At 38.1% G+C, this 15365-nt stretch carries 17 protein-coding genes; 15 read left to right on the top strand and 2 right to left on the bottom strand.

The genetic code is table 11. The annotated features are described in order from the left end of the window. Positions 1-19: 19 nt before the first annotated feature. On the bottom strand, positions 20-238 hold the full coding sequence (locus tag IGL17_RS06560; protein WP_002357617.1) for a ferredoxin: 219 nt from the start codon (positions 236-238) through the stop codon (positions 20-22). Positions 239-273: 35 nt separating this feature from the next. Between IGL17_RS06560 and IGL17_RS06565 the strand changes: the two genes are divergently transcribed. The 10 genes from IGL17_RS06565 to IGL17_RS06610 all read left to right on the top strand — a co-directional run bounded on the left by IGL17_RS06565 (position 274) and on the right by IGL17_RS06610 (position 10866). After that, positions 274-1308, top strand: a complete 1035-nt coding sequence (locus IGL17_RS06565) for a helix-turn-helix domain-containing protein (protein WP_010713410.1) — start codon at positions 274-276, stop codon at positions 1306-1308. 6 nt (positions 1309-1314) lie between these two features. Continuing rightward, positions 1315-2751: a RecQ family ATP-dependent DNA helicase gene (locus tag IGL17_RS06570; RefSeq protein WP_016617960.1), complete on the top strand. Its 1437-nt coding sequence runs from the start codon at positions 1315-1317 to the stop codon at positions 2749-2751. Between the two features lie 75 nt (positions 2752-2826). After that, entirely contained in the window at positions 2827-3456 is a 630-nt protein-coding gene (locus IGL17_RS06575; RefSeq protein ID WP_002369411.1) for a LysM peptidoglycan-binding domain-containing protein, read from the top strand. 236 nt (positions 3457-3692) lie between these two features. Continuing rightward, positions 3693-4373, top strand: a complete 681-nt coding sequence (gene cmk / locus IGL17_RS06580; RefSeq protein ID WP_002357612.1) for a (d)CMP kinase — start codon at positions 3693-3695, stop codon at positions 4371-4373. A gap of 113 nt (positions 4374-4486) precedes the next feature. Further along, positions 4487-5698 carry a 30S ribosomal protein S1 gene (gene rpsA, locus IGL17_RS06585; protein WP_002360341.1) on the top strand — a complete coding sequence of 404 codons (1212 nt, stop codon included), beginning with the start codon at positions 4487-4489 and terminating at the stop codon, positions 5696-5698. Positions 5699-5871: 173 nt separating this feature from the next. Next, positions 5872-7182, top strand: coding sequence for a ribosome biogenesis GTPase Der (der, locus tag IGL17_RS06590; RefSeq protein ID WP_002357608.1), 1311 nt, complete (start codon positions 5872-5874; stop codon positions 7180-7182). Positions 7183-7429: 247 nt separating this feature from the next. Further along, positions 7430-7705 (top strand): HU family DNA-binding protein, encoded by a 276-nt coding sequence (locus tag IGL17_RS06595; RefSeq protein WP_002357604.1) that lies wholly within the window; start codon positions 7430-7432, stop codon positions 7703-7705. Positions 7706-8010: 305 nt separating this feature from the next. Then, on the top strand, positions 8011-9051 hold the full coding sequence (locus IGL17_RS06600; RefSeq protein WP_010816517.1) for a hypothetical protein: 1041 nt from the start codon (positions 8011-8013) through the stop codon (positions 9049-9051). Positions 9052-9060: 9 nt separating this feature from the next. Further along, on the top strand, positions 9061-10317 hold the full coding sequence (locus IGL17_RS06605) for a tetratricopeptide repeat protein (RefSeq protein ID WP_016617961.1): 1257 nt from the start codon (positions 9061-9063) through the stop codon (positions 10315-10317). Positions 10318-10326: 9 nt separating this feature from the next. Further along, a complete protein-coding gene (locus IGL17_RS06610; RefSeq protein ID WP_010823675.1) occupies positions 10327-10866 on the top strand; it encodes a ReoY family proteolytic degradation factor in 540 nt (179 codons plus the stop codon). A gap of 37 nt (positions 10867-10903) precedes the next feature. Here IGL17_RS06610 and IGL17_RS06615 read toward each other — a convergent pair whose 3' ends face one another. Continuing rightward, on the bottom strand, positions 10904-11788 hold the full coding sequence (locus IGL17_RS06615) for a YitT family protein (RefSeq protein WP_002357595.1): 885 nt from the start codon (positions 11786-11788) through the stop codon (positions 10904-10906). A 123-nt stretch (positions 11789-11911) separates the two neighbouring features. Between IGL17_RS06615 and IGL17_RS06620 the strand changes: the two genes are divergently transcribed. The 5 genes from IGL17_RS06620 (at position 11912) to IGL17_RS06640 (ending at position 15170) form a co-directional block, all read left to right on the top strand. After that, the gene (locus tag IGL17_RS06620; RefSeq protein ID WP_002363944.1) at positions 11912-12262 is read left to right on the top strand and encodes a nucleotide pyrophosphohydrolase; all 351 of its coding nucleotides are present in this window, start codon (positions 11912-11914) and stop codon (positions 12260-12262) included. Next, positions 12255-13034 (top strand): 4-hydroxy-tetrahydrodipicolinate reductase, encoded by a 780-nt coding sequence (gene dapB, locus IGL17_RS06625; RefSeq protein WP_010828791.1) that lies wholly within the window; start codon positions 12255-12257, stop codon positions 13032-13034. The genes IGL17_RS06620 and dapB overlap by 8 nt, the downstream gene beginning before the upstream one ends. Further along, positions 13031-14251, top strand: a complete 1221-nt coding sequence (locus tag IGL17_RS06630; RefSeq protein WP_002365655.1) for a CCA tRNA nucleotidyltransferase — start codon at positions 13031-13033, stop codon at positions 14249-14251. The genes dapB and IGL17_RS06630 overlap by 4 nt, the downstream gene beginning before the upstream one ends. Next, entirely contained in the window at positions 14251-14625 is a 375-nt protein-coding gene (locus tag IGL17_RS06635; protein WP_002357588.1) for a thioesterase family protein, read from the top strand. The genes IGL17_RS06630 and IGL17_RS06635 overlap by 1 nt, the downstream gene beginning before the upstream one ends. 89 nt (positions 14626-14714) lie before the next feature. Continuing rightward, on the top strand, positions 14715-15170 hold the full coding sequence (locus tag IGL17_RS06640; protein WP_002357586.1) for a hypothetical protein: 456 nt from the start codon (positions 14715-14717) through the stop codon (positions 15168-15170). The last annotated feature ends 195 nt before the right edge of the window (positions 15171-15365 follow it).

The following is a 15365-nucleotide window of genomic DNA, read 5'->3' on the forward strand; positions in this document are numbered from 1 at the left end:
AAAATGAGTGCTAAATTATTTAGCACTCATTTTTGCTTATTTCTATTGCACGCGTGGGACATTTGCGGTACGCTTTTAACACATTCTCGCGTTCGTTTTCTGGAATAAATTGTTGTCGAGCATGCGGCTCGTCTTTAAAAAGGACAATCCCATGATCATCATAATCAAATATATTGGGCGCATAAACTTGACAAAGTCCACAAGCAATACATTTTTCAGGAACTAAACGTGATTGCATAAACAGTGACACATCCTATCTAAAAGAGGTTTACTATGGAAGCAACTTTTATTTTAGCGTTATTATCTCACGGATACAAGGTACGTGCATCAACTTTGTATCATCTTTTAAAAGGCAAACGGACTAGCTCTGTTTTGATTTATGGTTTTTTATATGATTGTTTACGATTCATTGGCTGGTGGCCAACGATTTCCGAACAAGCCTATTTTCAATTTCTTGAAAAACTTTCAAAGGCGAAACAAATTCAGTATCACAAAGAGACAAATGAGATTCAACTAACAAAAGAAGGGCAACTATTTTTAAAGGAGCACCATTTTTCGTTGCTGGATTATCCTGCAATTGATCTTTATCGTTTTGGCAGAAGTGATCGAGAAAGTTGGCAACTCATTCAATTTGCCGTGCAAGTGACTTCGTATTTATCATTTGAGGAAAAACAGTATATTCCACTTTTATCAACACCGATTCCGCAACTATATTTGAAACGATGGTTACAACAAGACAAGAAAGAGCAGCGCATTCAATCAATCAAAGAAGAACTGTTGCGAGGGTTTGAGTTACTACCTGAAGCAGAAAGCGACTATTTGGTTGCGCAACTTTCTGGTTATCAGCAAACTGGCAAAGTTCCTCAGCAATTAACAAGCCATAAGACAGCTCTTGAACAGCGTTTATGGCATACGCAAGCGGTTCATCATTTACTGCAGTTGATAATGTACGGAGGAAACTATCCTGCTTTACGAACGCTTGTATGGCCGTATCTAGAAAAAAATCTAAACCAAAGTATGCAAGAAACCCAACGATTGTTAACGGAAGGCAAGACGCTTCAAGAAATTGCTGAGCAGCGAAAAATAAAACCGAGTACCATTCATGACCATCTATTAGAGTTGGCTATTCAAGGGCAGCTGCAGGCGTCTGTTTATCTTGAAAAGGAGGCAATACTCCAAAACTTGGCTCAAACAGAACAAGATCCGCGGTTGTGGGTGTATCGGGATTGGCGAGCGCAAGAAGATACGCTTTCTTATTTAGATTTCCGGTTATATCAAATCCAACAAATTTGGCAAGAAAAGGAGTGAGTATTGTTGACATTAGAACAAGAATTATTCACTCGATTTGGTTATGCAGCGTTTAAGCCTGGTCAAAAAGAAGTGATTACAAACTTACTTGACGGTATGAATACATTGGCTGTTTTGCCAACAGGCACTGGCAAATCATTGTGTTATCAATTTGTGGGCCAGAAGTTAGAGGGACTAACGGTAATTGTTTCTCCTTTACTTTCGTTAATGGAAGATCAGGTGCATCAATTACAAAGACAAGGAATTAAAGGTGCGGTTGCCTTAAACAGTACGTTACAATATTCAGAAAAGCGTTATATTTTAGCGAAAATGTTCCAATACGATTATCTGTTTTTAAGCCCAGAAATGCTTTTACAGCAAGAAGTACTTAGTGTGTTACAACGCCAAAAAATTGCATTATTTGTGGTGGATGAAGCCCATTGTGTTTATCAGTGGGGCGTCGATTTTCGCCCTGAATATAGTAAATTAGATCTGGTCCAAAAACAGCTAGACTTTCCTTTGACCTTGGCGTTAACTGCCACAGCGACACCCGTTGTACAGCACGCAATTATAAAACAATTATTTTCTCATGGTAGCTATCAAGAAGTTCTTTCTTCAGTGAATCGAAAAAATATTGGCTTGTTCGTGAAGGAAACGTCAGAAAAAGAAGAAGTGTTACTAGATTACTTATCTAAAACGGCTGGTAAAATCATTATCTATTGCGCCACGCGCAACAAAACAGAACAAATTAGTCAACTTATTCAGGCGAAAACCAGTTTTAAGGTAGCCTATTATCATGGGGGCTTGGAGGCTAGTGAACGTAGTCGCTTGCAAGAACAATTTATTGATAATCAAATCGATATTCTTTGTGCAACGAATGCTTTTGGGATGGGAATCGACAAACCTGATGTTCGTGGAGTGATTCATTTTGATTTGCCTGACAGCTTAGAAAATTACCTGCAAGAAATCGGGCGAGCTGGACGTGATAGTCAAAAAAGTTGGGCGCTATTATTGTATAAAAAAGGGGATGAATTTATTCATCGGTTTTTCTTAGAAGAGACAAGAGCGAATCGAGCGATCTTAAAATCGCTGATTGAAGGAGAAGAACAAGCAGGTTTGTTAGAAAATGCCACCGAGTTACAACAAAAATGGGTCCAAGGCTATTTAGCCAAGGATTATTCTTTTGAAGAGCTAGAGCATCGTTTAGAGGAGAAAGAAAAAGATCGTCAAGCGCAATTAAGAGGGATGCTGACGTATATTGAAACCACAACCTGTCGAAGAACGTTGATTCAAACTTATTTTCAAGAACCGATTGTCAAACAATCACCGGAAACTTGTTGTGATAATTGTGCGTTATTCTTTGACATTTACCAAGATTCAATAGTAAAATCGAACAAGACCAGCAATCAAAATGAAGAAGATTGGCGTTCTAAATTTCTAAAATTATTTAAAGAACGTGATTAATTCATTTTTTTAGTCGGCAGTTGGCAAAAGCTATGATATAATAACAAGCGAGAGAAGTTTAGGAGGAAATTAGCAGTGAGTAAAAAGGACAAAAAGAAAAACCAAGCTCGTGAGCCATGGGAACAATCAATTTATGAACCTGATCAAAATGGTGGTGGTTCTCGTTTAGCAAAACGCCAACAGCAACGAGGAAATTCATTATTTCTAACTGTTTTAGTTATTTTGCTATTATTAATTATTGCCATTCCAATTGGGACTTTCTTATGGATGATGCAAGACAAGAAACCGAACGAAAGTGCTAGCAAAAATAGCCAGCCATCTTCTTCATTAGTCCAATCATCATCAAAAGAGAAGAAAAAAGAAAGTACGTCAAAATCAGTGGAAAGCTCAGAACCAGCAAGTAGCCAACCAGCTGAAAATACAACACCTTCAAGTTCAGATGCTGCTGCACAGCAACAACAGGACCAACAAGCACAACAACAACAGCAACAGCAACAACAAGAGCAGCAACAACAACAAGAAGCTCAAAATCAACAACAGCAACAAGCGCAGAACCAACAACCTGTTTATGATACCGTTCAAAGTGGCGAAGGGGCACGTCAAGTTGCCGAACGTAACGGAATGACATTAGAACAAATTTTAGCGTTAAATCCTGGGATTGATACATCTGTGTTTTATCCAGGACAACCATTACGTATTAAATAATCCAGAAAAAGAGGTTTGGACAGCACTTTCAAGGGCTAAACCGCGACGAATGATTACATGAGAATGCCAATAAGCAGAAATTTCCGAAAGATGGTTTGCGTCTTTCGAGGGATTTCGGCTTATTGCTTTTTCGTTAGAGACTCGTCATCAGTTTAAATCCAAGTTCTTTTCTTCTGATTTTAATATAAAAGAAGAAGCGCATTTTAAAGGATGCATATCAGTTAAGGAGTTTTTTCATGGGGAAAATCAGTATTGCTATTGACGGACCAGCTTCGTCAGGCAAAAGTACAGTTGCAAAAATTTTAGCAAAACAATTGAATTATGTGTATTGTGACACGGGGGCCATGTACCGAGCGATTACGTATTTGGCCTTGCAAAATCAAATCGACATTCAAGCGGAAGAACCATTAGTAGCGCTTTGTGTCAACCACACTATTTCTTTTCAGCAAGCAGAAAATGGCCAACGTGTTTTTATCGATGGTCATGAAGTGACCGAAGCGATTCGCCAGCCAGATGTAACGAATGCTGTTTCAGCTGTTTCAAAACATGCAAAAGTTAGAGAAGAAATGGTGGCGTTACAACAGAAAATTGGTCAAGCCGGCGGAGTTGTCATGGATGGTCGAGATATTGGTACTGCAGTTTTACCAAAGGCCGAAGTAAAGATATTCTTGGTGGCTAGCGTTGAAGAACGTGCAGAACGTCGTTTTAAAGAAAATCAAGAAAAAGGGATTGAGACGGATTTTGAAACCTTGAAGGCGGAGATTGAACGTCGGGATTATTTAGATTCAACCAGAGAAGTATCACCCCTTGTCCAAGCAAGTGATGCTGTGAAAATCGATACAACAGGCTTGACGATTGAAGAAGTCGTCGCCGCCATACAAAATGTGATTAAACAAAAAGGTTTTGAACTTTTTTAAAGAATTTTAAGAAAAATAGAAGAAATCGCTTTATTTTTTTACAAAAATCTCGTACTATGTAAGTATATATAGCTAAGTTTTGGAATTTTTGTTGGCATAGGAGGATAAGAGGCATGACAGATTTTGAAGACAAACAAGTAGCAAACAACGAAACAATGGAAGATGCAATGAACAGCGTTCAAGAAGTCAGTGTTGGCGATATTGTTAAAGGCGAAGTTTTAGCCATTGAAGACAAACAAGTTGTTGTCGGCATTGAAGGAGCGGGCGTTGAAGGCGTTGTTCCTGCAAAGGAATTATCGACTTTACCAGTTGAAGATGTACACGAACTTGTGAAAGTCGGTGATGTGTTAGATTTAGTTGTTATCACATCAATTGGCAAAGATAAAGAAAACGGCAGTTATTTACTGTCAAAACGCCGTTTAGATGCTAAAAAAGTTTGGGAAGAAATTGAACAAGATTTCCAAGCGGGCAAAGTAATCGAAGCACCTGTTACAAATGTTGTTAAAGGTGGTTTGGTTGTTGATGTTGGTGTTCGCGGATTTGTTCCTGCCTCAATGGTTGAAGATCATTTTGTTGCAGATTTTTCTGAATATAAAGGTCAAACACTAGCATTTAAAATTATTGAAATCGAACCTTCAGAAAACCGCTTAATTCTTTCACATAAAGCAGTTGTTGAAGCTGAAAAAGAATCGAAAAAAGAAGAATTACTTTCTTCTTTACATGACGGAGACGTTGTTGAAGGGAAAGTAGCTCGTTTAACAGATTTCGGCGCATTCATTGATTTAGGTGGCGTGGATGGTTTAGTTCATGTTTCTGAAATTGCTCATCAGCATGTGGGCAAACCAAGTGATGCGTTAACTGTTGGCGAAGACGTTCAAGTAAAAATTCTTTCAATTAATCCAGAAGAAGGACGTATTTCTTTATCTATTAAAGAAACATTGCCTGGACCATGGACAGATATCGAAACAAAAGCAGCCGCTGGGACTGTTTTAGATGGAACAGTGAAACGCCTAACAAGCTTCGGTGCCTTTGTGGAAGTTTTCCCTGGTGTGGAAGGATTAGTGCATATTTCTCAAATTTCTCACAAGCATATTGCAACGCCTCATGAAGTCCTTCATGAAGGGGATCAAGTACAAGTGAAAGTTTTAGAAGTTAATCCAGAGGAACATCGTATTGCTTTAAGTATCAAAGCGTTAGAACCAAAACCTGAGTCTCAAGAAGAACCAAAAGAAGAACAGGAATATGAATTGCCTGAAGAAAATACTGGTTTTACCATGGGCGATATTTTAGGTGACGCTTTATCTGATGCGAAAGAAGAGGAATAACACGTTACTTTCTTGAAATTTATGAGTTTGACATAGCCGTAAACAGATCGGCTATGTCAAACTCATTTTTTCTTGAATTGGTTAGAAAATCAGCAGAAACTAAAACTTTTCTTGCACTTTAAGGTTTGATTAGGTAAACTAGTAAGGATTGAAATTCTCAAGGAGGGAATCAAATGGCAAATCCAACTATTGCGATTGTCGGTAGACCGAATGTCGGTAAATCGACTATTTTTAACCGCATTGCCGGTGAGCGTATCTCGATTGTAGAAGATACTCCCGGCGTAACACGCGACCGTATTTATACAACTGGAGAATGGTTAGGGCGTGAATTTAGTATTATTGATACAGGTGGGATTGATTTAGGTGACGAACCATTTATGGATCAAATCAAACACCAAGCAGAAATTGCGATTGATGAAGCAGATGTGATTATCTTTGTTGCTAGTGGCCGTGAAGGAATTACTGATGCAGATGAGTTAGTAGCAAAAATTTTATATCGTAGTAATAAACCAGTGATCTTAGCTGTTAATAAAGTTGACAATCCTGAAATGCGTAATGATATTTATGAATTTTATGCTTTAGGACTAGGGGATCCTTTCCCAGTTTCTGGTAGTCATGGTTTAGGCATTGGCGATGTGTTAGACGAAGCAGTTAAACATTTTCCTAACACTTCAGAAGAAGAGGACGAAGATACAATTAAATTTAGTTTAATCGGGCGTCCAAATGTCGGTAAATCATCATTGATTAATGCTATTCTTGGTGAAGATCGTGTGATTGTTTCAGATATTGAAGGAACAACGCGAGATGCAATCGATACGTATTTTGAATCTGAAGAAGGTCAAAAGTTCTTAATGATTGATACGGCTGGTATGCGTAAACGTGGGAAAGTATACGAATCAACTGAAAAATATAGCGTCATGCGCGCAATGCGGGCGATTGAACGCTCAGACATTGTTTTAATGGTCTTGAATGCAGAAGAAGGTATTCGTGAGCAAGACAAGCGTGTGGCGGGCTATGCCCATGAAGCAGGTCGCGGTATTATTATCGTGGTCAACAAATGGGATACAGTCAAAAAAGATACAAATACAATGCGTGATTTTGAAGCTGAAATTCGTGATGAATTCCAATATTTAGATTATGCACCCATTATTTTTGTGTCTGCATTAACCAAACAACGTTTAAACAAACTGCCTGAACTAATTGAAACAGTAAGTATGAATCAAAACTTACGGATTCCTTCAGCGTTGTTAAATGACGTTGTAATGGATGCTGTAGCAATTAATCCGACACCAACCGATAAAGGAAAACGTTTGAAGATTTTTTATGCAACACAAGTGGCAGTCAAACCACCTACATTTGTTATTTTTGTCAACGAAGAAGAACTAATGCACTTTTCTTATGCCCGGTTTTTAGAAAATCAAATCAGAAAAGCATTTACGTTTGAGGGCACGCCGATTAAAATCATTCCGCGACGCCGAAAATAGTGCATTCTACCATACTTTTTTTAGATATTCAAATAAATTTATCAACTTTGAGAAAAAATGATTATTTTTTGAAAAAACTGGTTAAAATACACTAAAAACCTTGCTATTACAACTTTCTTATGCTATCTTGTTAACAGAATATTGAACCAGATCAATATTTGCTGTCTGTTTTTGGACCACTCAAAAATAGACGGAACTTTAGGTGTGTAAAAACATCGTATCTCTTATAGAGGAGGTGAAATGATCCATGGCAAATAAAGCAGAATTAATCGAAAACGTTGCATCTTCAACTGGTTTAACTAAAAAAGATGCTACTGCAGCAGTAGACGCTGTCTTTTCAACAATTCAAGAAACTCTTGCTAAAGGTGAAAAAGTTCAATTAATCGGTTTTGGTAACTTTGAAGTTCGCGAACGCGCAGCTCGTAAAGGACGTAACCCACAAACTGGACAAGAAATTCAAATCGCTGCAAGCAAAGTACCTGCATTCAAACCAGGTAAAGCATTGAAAGATGCAGTGAAATAAGACAGACAATTAGAACCCTTGGTTTCCAAGGGTTCTTTTTTGAATCATACATAAAAAATGTTATTTTAAGAGGTGGTCGAAACAGCACGCTAAAAGGTTAAATTGTGACGAAACTTGGGTGAAAAAACGTGCTTCGCTCCGAGAATCAAGTGGGAACGGTTCGACACTCGCTCCTTGCTTTTTTGATAAAAAGAGAAAGATTTATGAATGAAGGGCAAAAATAAGTTGTTGCCAGTAGCTGTTTTTTAGTGGTTATGCTAGACTTGGGGTGAAGGAAGAGGAAACAGTCTTAAGGTGGTGAATCAATGAAATACAACTATTCTAGAGGGGAAAACAAGGTCGCTATTATTTATGGAGAAACATTTGCTTCCGTCCTAAAAAAACGACCAGTAACGACGGAGTCAATCGTTGTTTTGGCGAATCAGCGTTACTATGATCTTTTTTCTGAGAAGATTAATTATGCCTTTGGGGAACAGTTGGGATTAAACTGGTATATTTGTCGCAATGATGTTCATTGCAATGACTTATCAGAATTAGAAAGTGTGTTACGTTTCTTAGCTGATTGGCCAGAAAATCAGGATGTTTTATTGATTGGTTTGGGTAATGAAGGGGTACTACAATTAACCGCATTTCTGCACCAAGTAAGTAAGTGTTCCTCCAAATGTTGGCTGATGCCTGTGTCTGTTCAAGCGTTACGGCAAGGACTTTTACCAAGTGTCACAATTCAGCAAGCACAGCATGCAACTATGCATATAGAAAATCATTCAGAAGAAATTTTGTTTGATAGTACCTTGACCAATAAAAAAGGTGCTGCCCCTTTAATTGATTTGCTCGTTTTTATTCGAGCGGGTCTTGTCTGTGATTATACTTATTTACAAATGCTATACCAAACGTATCCAGATAAAAAACGGTTGAATCAAACGTCATTTAATGGTATTTTAGACGAGTTGTTATCTTTGTATGAACAAGCAGGGGAAAAAGTGGATCAATTTGGCCGAGTTTTTGAAGTGGCCTTTGCTACAACCGAAAATGGCCATTTGTTATCAGGTCCCATGAAACGATTATTAGGATTGTTGTTACAAGTTTTATGGAGCCAGCAAGTCAATCACTTTGATTTTCAATTTAAAAATTTTATCGTTTGGTTTATTCGCTTAGGTTTTCCGGTGGCGTTTCCAAAAGAAATTTTAAGTGCTGATTACGCAGAACAAGTTTTGCTTCACACAGAAACACTAGGTCCTCCTATGGTGTTGGAAAAAATCGGTCAACTAGGAGCAGCTTTAAAGCCAACGCCCGATCAACTGTTAACAACGATTGAAAGATACCAAGAAATTTTAAAAGAGATTTGAGGGGAAATTATGTCATATAGTGAAAAAATGGTTCAAGCATTACAAGCTGAAAATTTAGCAGAAGCACAGTTAATGTTTGAAGAAGCATTAAAGAAAGATGATGAAAATACCTTAGCTGATTTAGGGGAAACGTTATTATCTTTAGGTTTTCTAGAAGAAGCCAAACAAATTTTCCAACAGTTGTTGGAACAATTTCCCGATGCAGATGGTTTAAACATTCCATTAGCAGAAATCGCCATTGAAAATAATGAAATAGATGACGCATTCATCTATTTAGAAAAAATTCCAGAAACTAGTGACAGTTATGTCCAAAGTCTCTTAGTTACTGCGGATTTGTACCAAGTTTTAGGGATTCCAGAAGTCAGTGAAGCGAAATTAAAAGAAGCAGCCAATCTTATGCCAGAAGAGCCGTTAATTCAATTTGCTTTGGGAGAACTATATTTTACAAATGGTCAATTTGTCGAGGCTATCACTCGTTATCAAAGCATTGTAGAAAGTGGGACAGCGCAAATCTCTGCTATTTCCTTGAACGAACGCTTAGGAAGTAGTTACAGCATGTTAGGTGATTTTGAAGAAGCAGTTCCTTATTTGGAAGCCGCGGTCAAAGAAGAACAAACAGACGATCGTTTATTCCAGTTAGCTTTCACTTATTTACAGTTACATGAGAATCAAAAAGCCATTGCGTTGTTCCAGCAATTAAAAACACTAAACCCACATTTTCAATCACTTTATCTATATTTAGCGGAAGCGCTCCAAGAAGAAGAGCAATTAGAGGAAGCAAAAGCGGTGATCGAAGAAGGAATTGCGGAAAACCCCTTCCAAGTAGAGTTATACCAATTTGCCTCTGAAAATGCCTATCGCTTACACGATATTGCTGGTGCTGAAAACTGGTTGTTAAAAGCTTTGGAATTAGGTGAGAAAACAGATGAAAGTCGTTTGACCTTAAGTAATCTCTACATCACGGAAGAGCGTTTTGAGGAAGTAATTACTATCTTAAATGATTTAGAGGAAACGGATCATCCTTATGCTGAATGGAACTTAGCAAAAGCGTACAACGAATTAGAAGACTTTGCCGTCGCTAAAGTTCATTACGAACAAGCAGCGCAAGAATTGTCTCACGAACTAGAATTTCTAAAAGAATACGCATTGTTCTTACGAGAAGAAGGCGAACTTGAAAAAGCAAAACACTTGTTGCACCATTATTTGGAACATGAACCTGGTGATGTCGACATGCAATCTGTGCTAGCAGATATGGAAGAAAGATAGGAAACGACGATGTTTGTTAGTTTATCAGAAAAGAAAAAATTTTTAACTTGGTTAGTGAATACAGTGCCTTTTGGAAGAAGAGAAGTACTGTGGATTTTAAATTACTTATTAACGCACGATGCGATTTTAAATAATGTTCATTTTGTTGAGAACGTAGAGAAAACCGATCGGGGGATCCGTGTGGTAGCGGATGGTTTAGGTAAGGAGCCGTTATTGCTTTTTATCCAAGCACAAGAATTTACAGATCCGGAACAAATTTTTCACGAGATTCGGATGAATTGGCGGAAAGCTCTTTATTTAGAATGTGTATTTCCAGAGGCTTGGCAAACGAGCCAGTATTTATCTGTTTTAGAAGATAATCCGTTTGCGCCATGGAATGAACAAGTGGATCAGGAAGTTGCCAGAGTGATTGATCAATACTTTAAGCAAGAAGAACAAACGCAGCGAATGGCATTAATTAAAGCTCAAATTGATGATGCTTTAGAAACAGGCAACAAAGAAGCGTTTTTAGAATTATCCGATGAATTAAATCGTTTGAAGCAACAATAAATAAAACCCAGCATTTATTGAAAATGCTGGGTTTTATTTATTGTTTTAATTTAAAGCGCCGTTGTTTGCTGGGTTTTGCATAAGTAAAGCCTTCGCCAATTGCTTCATGTACGTTAATGATGGACACAAAGGCTTTTTCATCTATTTCATTAGCAATCCGTTTGACTTCCATTATTTCTCGAGGGCTGACTACCGTGTAGAGAACCCGTTTTTCCACTTGTGAATAAGCACCTTCACCATTTAAATATGTTACCCCGCGTTCTAAAGAAGCCATTAAACTTTGACCGATTTCTTCGGAATGATTGGAAACAATTAAAATTCCTTTCGCAGCATAGGCTCCATCGAGTACAGAATCGACAACACGACTGAAAACAAAGGACACAATTAAAGTATACATCATTCGTTTGACATCAATATAGGTCAACGAGAGGAGTAAGACTGCAACATCAAAAAGTAACAACGAGCGGCCCATGCTAATCCCAAAGTATTTTTCGAAAATGCGGGCAATGACGTCGGTCCCACCAGTGGTTCCGCCTACGCGGTAAACAAGGCCACTCCCAAATCCTGCGGCCAAACCAGCTAAGAGAGCAGCAATCAATAAATCATGATCTAAATTAATTTCAACAGGAAATTTTTGCCAAAACCACAAAAATACTGATAACGACACGGTGCCAATTAGCGTATAATAGAGGGAGCGTTTGCCTAAAATTTTACCACCAATTAATAAGAGCGGAATATTGATTAATAATGTCGTATATGCTGGGTTAAAATGAAATAAGGCCCTTAAAATCAAAGTAATCCCCGTGACACCACCTTCGGCCAGGTCATTGGCAATATTGAAAGTAACCAAACCAAAGGCATAGATACAGCTTCCTAATACAATAAATAACACATCTTTAAAATAAAATCTTTGTTCTTCCATTTAATCACGTCCTTTTACAGTATAAACTGTATCATTCTCTATATAAAACAACAAGTAGAACCTTTCCAGATAGCCAAGTTTTTGATAAGATGTAGGAGGTAGAGTAAGAAAGGTTGGGGTAAAATGTCAGAATCAGAACAACGTAGTTTGCAATCGATGCAAACAGAAGTTGATGATTATATTCAACAGTTTAAAACAGGCTATTTTTCACCATTAGGACAAATGGCTCGTTTGACGGAAGAGGTCGGAGAATTAGCCCGTGAAGTCAATCATTATTATGGTGAAAAACAGAAAAAAGCAGACGAAAAACCAAAGACAGTATCAGAGGAACTTGGAGATGTCTTTTTTGTATTGATTAGCATGGCAAATTCTTTAGAGATTGATTTAACCGAAGTTTTTGAAGAAAATATGGCCAAATTTAACAAGCGGGATCGCTATCGCTTTGAAAGAAAGGATGGGAAAACACATGATTAAAATAATTGTCGCTGGGTTTAAAGGACGGATGGGCAGTACTGCTACACAAATGGTCATAGAAACCGCAGACTTTGAATTAGTAGGTGTGTATGATCCTCATGAAGCACAAGAAACTGTTTCTTTCAATGATGAAACAGCAATTCCCGTTTTTCAGCGCTTAGAAGAAGTCCTAGCTGTCAACCCAGATGTTTGGATTGATTTTACGGTTCCTGAAGCCGCCTATCCAAATACACGTTTTGCGTTGGAACATGGTATGGCGCCAGTTGTTGGGACGACAGGCTTTACGGAGGAACAAATCAACGAATTGACAAACCTATCTCGAGAAAAAGCCATCGGCGGCTTAATTGCGCCAAATTTTGCAATTGGGGCAGTTTTAATGATGCAATTTGCCCAAAAAGCGGCACAGTATTTTCCGGATGTGGAAATCATTGAATTACATCATGATAACAAATTAGATGCACCAAGTGGAACGGCTATAAAAACTGCAGAAATGATTCAAGAAGTTCGGCCAGCAAAAAAACAAGGGAATCCGCAAGAGGTAGAATCAATACCAGGGGCACGCGGGGCTGATTTCGAAGGTCTGCGAATCCATAGTGTCCGCTTACCTGGTTTAGTGGCACACCAACAAGTCCAATTTGGCAGTGTAGGTGAAGGGCTCACTATTCGGCATGATTCTTATGATCGGCGTTCATTCATGACAGGAGTAGCGTTAGCTTGTCGGCAAGTGGTACAGAGAACAGAACTACTTTACGGATTGGAACAGATGCTATGAAATTGACAACTATTCCAAACGAATTTAAAGAAGCCGCTCCCGTTATTCGTGAAATCAATGCACAGGGCTTTGAAGCGTATTTTGTCGGGGGCAGTGTCCGTGATGCTTTATTAAATAAACCAATCCATGATGTCGATATTGCGACAAGTGCCTATCCAGAAGAAATCAAGCAAATTTTTAAACGAACCGTTGATGTGGGTATCGAACATGGTACAGTCCTTGTATTGATGGAAGACCAACAGTATGAAGTAACAACCTTTCGTACCGAGTCAACTTATCAAGACTTTCGCCGACCAGATGAAGTCACCTTTGTTCGCTCCTTGAAAGAAGATTTAAAACGGCGAGATTTTACGATTAATGCCTTGGCGCTTGACAGCACAGGCGAAATCATTGATTTATTTGATGGTATCGAAGATTTAACTAATCAAACCATTCGTGCAGTCGGTAATCCCCATGAGCGGTTTCATGAAGATGCTCTGCGGATGATGCGGGGCTTACGCTTTGCTAGCCAATTAGATTTTAAAATTGAAGAAAAAACCTTAGCTGCTATCGCTGAATTTCATCCTTTATTGGAAAAAATTTCAGTAGAACGCATTACAATTGAATTTGTAAAAATGCTTTTAGGGGTTAATCGACAAGGTGGCTTAGCTCCGTTTATTGAAACAGAATGCTATCAATATTGTCCCAAATTACGAGAACAAGGGGCTGGACTTTTTCGTTTAATGGACTTGCCTGCTCGTCAAATTGAAACAGAAGCAGAAGCGTGGACGTTACTTATCCAATCGTTGAATTTACCAGAAGCAGAAATTCGCTCCTTCTTAAAGGCTTGGAAACTTTCAAATCAATTAATCCAAAACGTTTCACAATTAGTACGTGGTCTGCGTTTTCGTTTGAGTAACGACTGGCAGCCAATGATGCTTTATGAATTAGGCGAAGAATCAGCAGTACTTGTTGAAAGGCTTTTATATTATTACCAACAAGAGAGTCAAGTACAAGTAACAAAAGAGTTAGTTAAGGCATTACCCATCCATCAAAGACATGAATTGGCCATTACAGGAAAAGACCTTTTAGCCGTCTTAGAAGAAACACCAGGCAAATGGTTAGGGGAACTGATTGCTGAAATCGAGCAACACGTTGTTGAAGGTAGCTTAGAGAATAAACAAGAAGTTCTGCTTTCGTTTGCCAAAAAACAACGTTCAAAAGGAGAGAAAGCATAATGCCAACAGAAATGTTTACAAAAGAATTCTTGGTGAAAGAATCACAAACGGCTAAAATGCTCGGTTCTGGTGACTTAGAAGTTTTAGGAACCCCTGCTTTAGCTGCCATGATTGAACAAACAGCCAAAGAAGCTGTGAAGGACCAATTATCAGTTGGGGAAACAACTGTCGGAACGGTGTTAGAATTGCGCCACTTATTTCCATCCGCGGTAGGGGCGACAATCGTTGTTACGATGACCAGCATTGAACAGACTGCACACAAAATACGCTATGAATTTGTTGCTTATGAAGGAGAACGACAAATTGCCAAAGGTTCTCACCAACGTGCAGTAGTTGAGATTGATTCTTTTTTAAAAAGAATAACAAAAGATTAAGAATCTACAGCGAAAGTTTGTGACCGTTTATCAAAAGTATGGTAAACTAATAATGTAAGAAATTATTTTTAAGTAAGGAGATTTGTGCTATGGCTAGAGAAATGACAGGACTTAAATTTTATTTCAGAAATGGTGAAACTTGGACGATTGATCGTCGTTTTATTGGTGATTTATGGATCAAACATATTACAACAAGTTTTGGCCGTATCCATGGTAGTGAATTTGTTGAAATTCATCCATGTGAAGGGTTCAAAATTGAAATTTTCCAAGAAGGAGATCATGTTCAAACCCACGATATTAACTTAGGTGGCTTAGAATTAGGGATGTTCTCTCGTGCTTTAAAATATGAAGATATCGAACGTATGGAAATTCTTTACAAAAATGGCACACCAGATTTAGTTTATTTCCCTTACAAAGATAAAACAGATGAGGGCTTGGATAACATCTATCAATCTACAAAAGTCAGCGAAAAAACTAAAAACTTATACATTGTTATCGACCCAACACAAACAGTTGATGATGTATACGCTGAAGAATTAAAATAATTTTTGCCCCACAGGAATCAGTGAAATGACTGGTTCCTGTGGCTTTTTTAGTCTTTTGGCGAATAAAATAACATTGTTTTTAATGGAATAGTCAAAAAAATAAGCGAATAAGTGTTGACACATGTTTTTTCTAGCGGTATACTGTTAACAATTCTTAATTAAATCAGTTTTGGAGTGATTCTTATGACAACAACG

It is taken from the genome of Enterococcus sp. AZ088, assembly GCF_051714845.1.
Lineage (GTDB): Bacteria > Bacillota > Bacilli > Lactobacillales > Enterococcaceae > Enterococcus > Enterococcus faecalis.

What these genes read in the sequence shown, in the direction of transcription:
- IGL17_RS06615 (WP_002357595.1), bottom strand. Translation starts at nt 11,788, where the DNA reads ATGGAAGAACAAAGATTTTATTTTAAAGATGTGTTATTTATTGTATTA.
- rpsA (WP_002360341.1), top strand. Translation starts at nt 4,487, where the DNA reads ATGACAGATTTTGAAGACAAACAAGTAGCAAACAACGAAACAATGGAA.
- dapB (WP_010828791.1), top strand. Translation starts at nt 12,255, where the DNA reads ATGATTAAAATAATTGTCGCTGGGTTTAAAGGACGGATGGGCAGTACT.
- IGL17_RS06640 (WP_002357586.1), top strand. Translation starts at nt 14,715, where the DNA reads ATGGCTAGAGAAATGACAGGACTTAAATTTTATTTCAGAAATGGTGAA.
- IGL17_RS06600 (WP_010816517.1), top strand. Translation starts at nt 8,011, where the DNA reads ATGAAATACAACTATTCTAGAGGGGAAAACAAGGTCGCTATTATTTAT.
- IGL17_RS06595 (WP_002357604.1), top strand. Translation starts at nt 7,430, where the DNA reads ATGGCAAATAAAGCAGAATTAATCGAAAACGTTGCATCTTCAACTGGT.
- IGL17_RS06620 (WP_002363944.1), top strand. Translation starts at nt 11,912, where the DNA reads ATGTCAGAATCAGAACAACGTAGTTTGCAATCGATGCAAACAGAAGTT.
- IGL17_RS06610 (WP_010823675.1), top strand. Translation starts at nt 10,327, where the DNA reads ATGTTTGTTAGTTTATCAGAAAAGAAAAAATTTTTAACTTGGTTAGTG.
- IGL17_RS06605 (WP_016617961.1), top strand. Translation starts at nt 9,061, where the DNA reads ATGTCATATAGTGAAAAAATGGTTCAAGCATTACAAGCTGAAAATTTA.
- IGL17_RS06635 (WP_002357588.1), top strand. Translation starts at nt 14,251, where the DNA reads ATGCCAACAGAAATGTTTACAAAAGAATTCTTGGTGAAAGAATCACAA.
- IGL17_RS06560 (WP_002357617.1), bottom strand. Translation starts at nt 238, where the DNA reads ATGCAATCACGTTTAGTTCCTGAAAAATGTATTGCTTGTGGACTTTGT.
- IGL17_RS06565 (WP_010713410.1), top strand. Translation starts at nt 274, where the DNA reads ATGGAAGCAACTTTTATTTTAGCGTTATTATCTCACGGATACAAGGTA.
- der (WP_002357608.1), top strand. Translation starts at nt 5,872, where the DNA reads ATGGCAAATCCAACTATTGCGATTGTCGGTAGACCGAATGTCGGTAAA.
- cmk (WP_002357612.1), top strand. Translation starts at nt 3,693, where the DNA reads ATGGGGAAAATCAGTATTGCTATTGACGGACCAGCTTCGTCAGGCAAA.
- IGL17_RS06630 (WP_002365655.1), top strand. Translation starts at nt 13,031, where the DNA reads ATGAAATTGACAACTATTCCAAACGAATTTAAAGAAGCCGCTCCCGTT.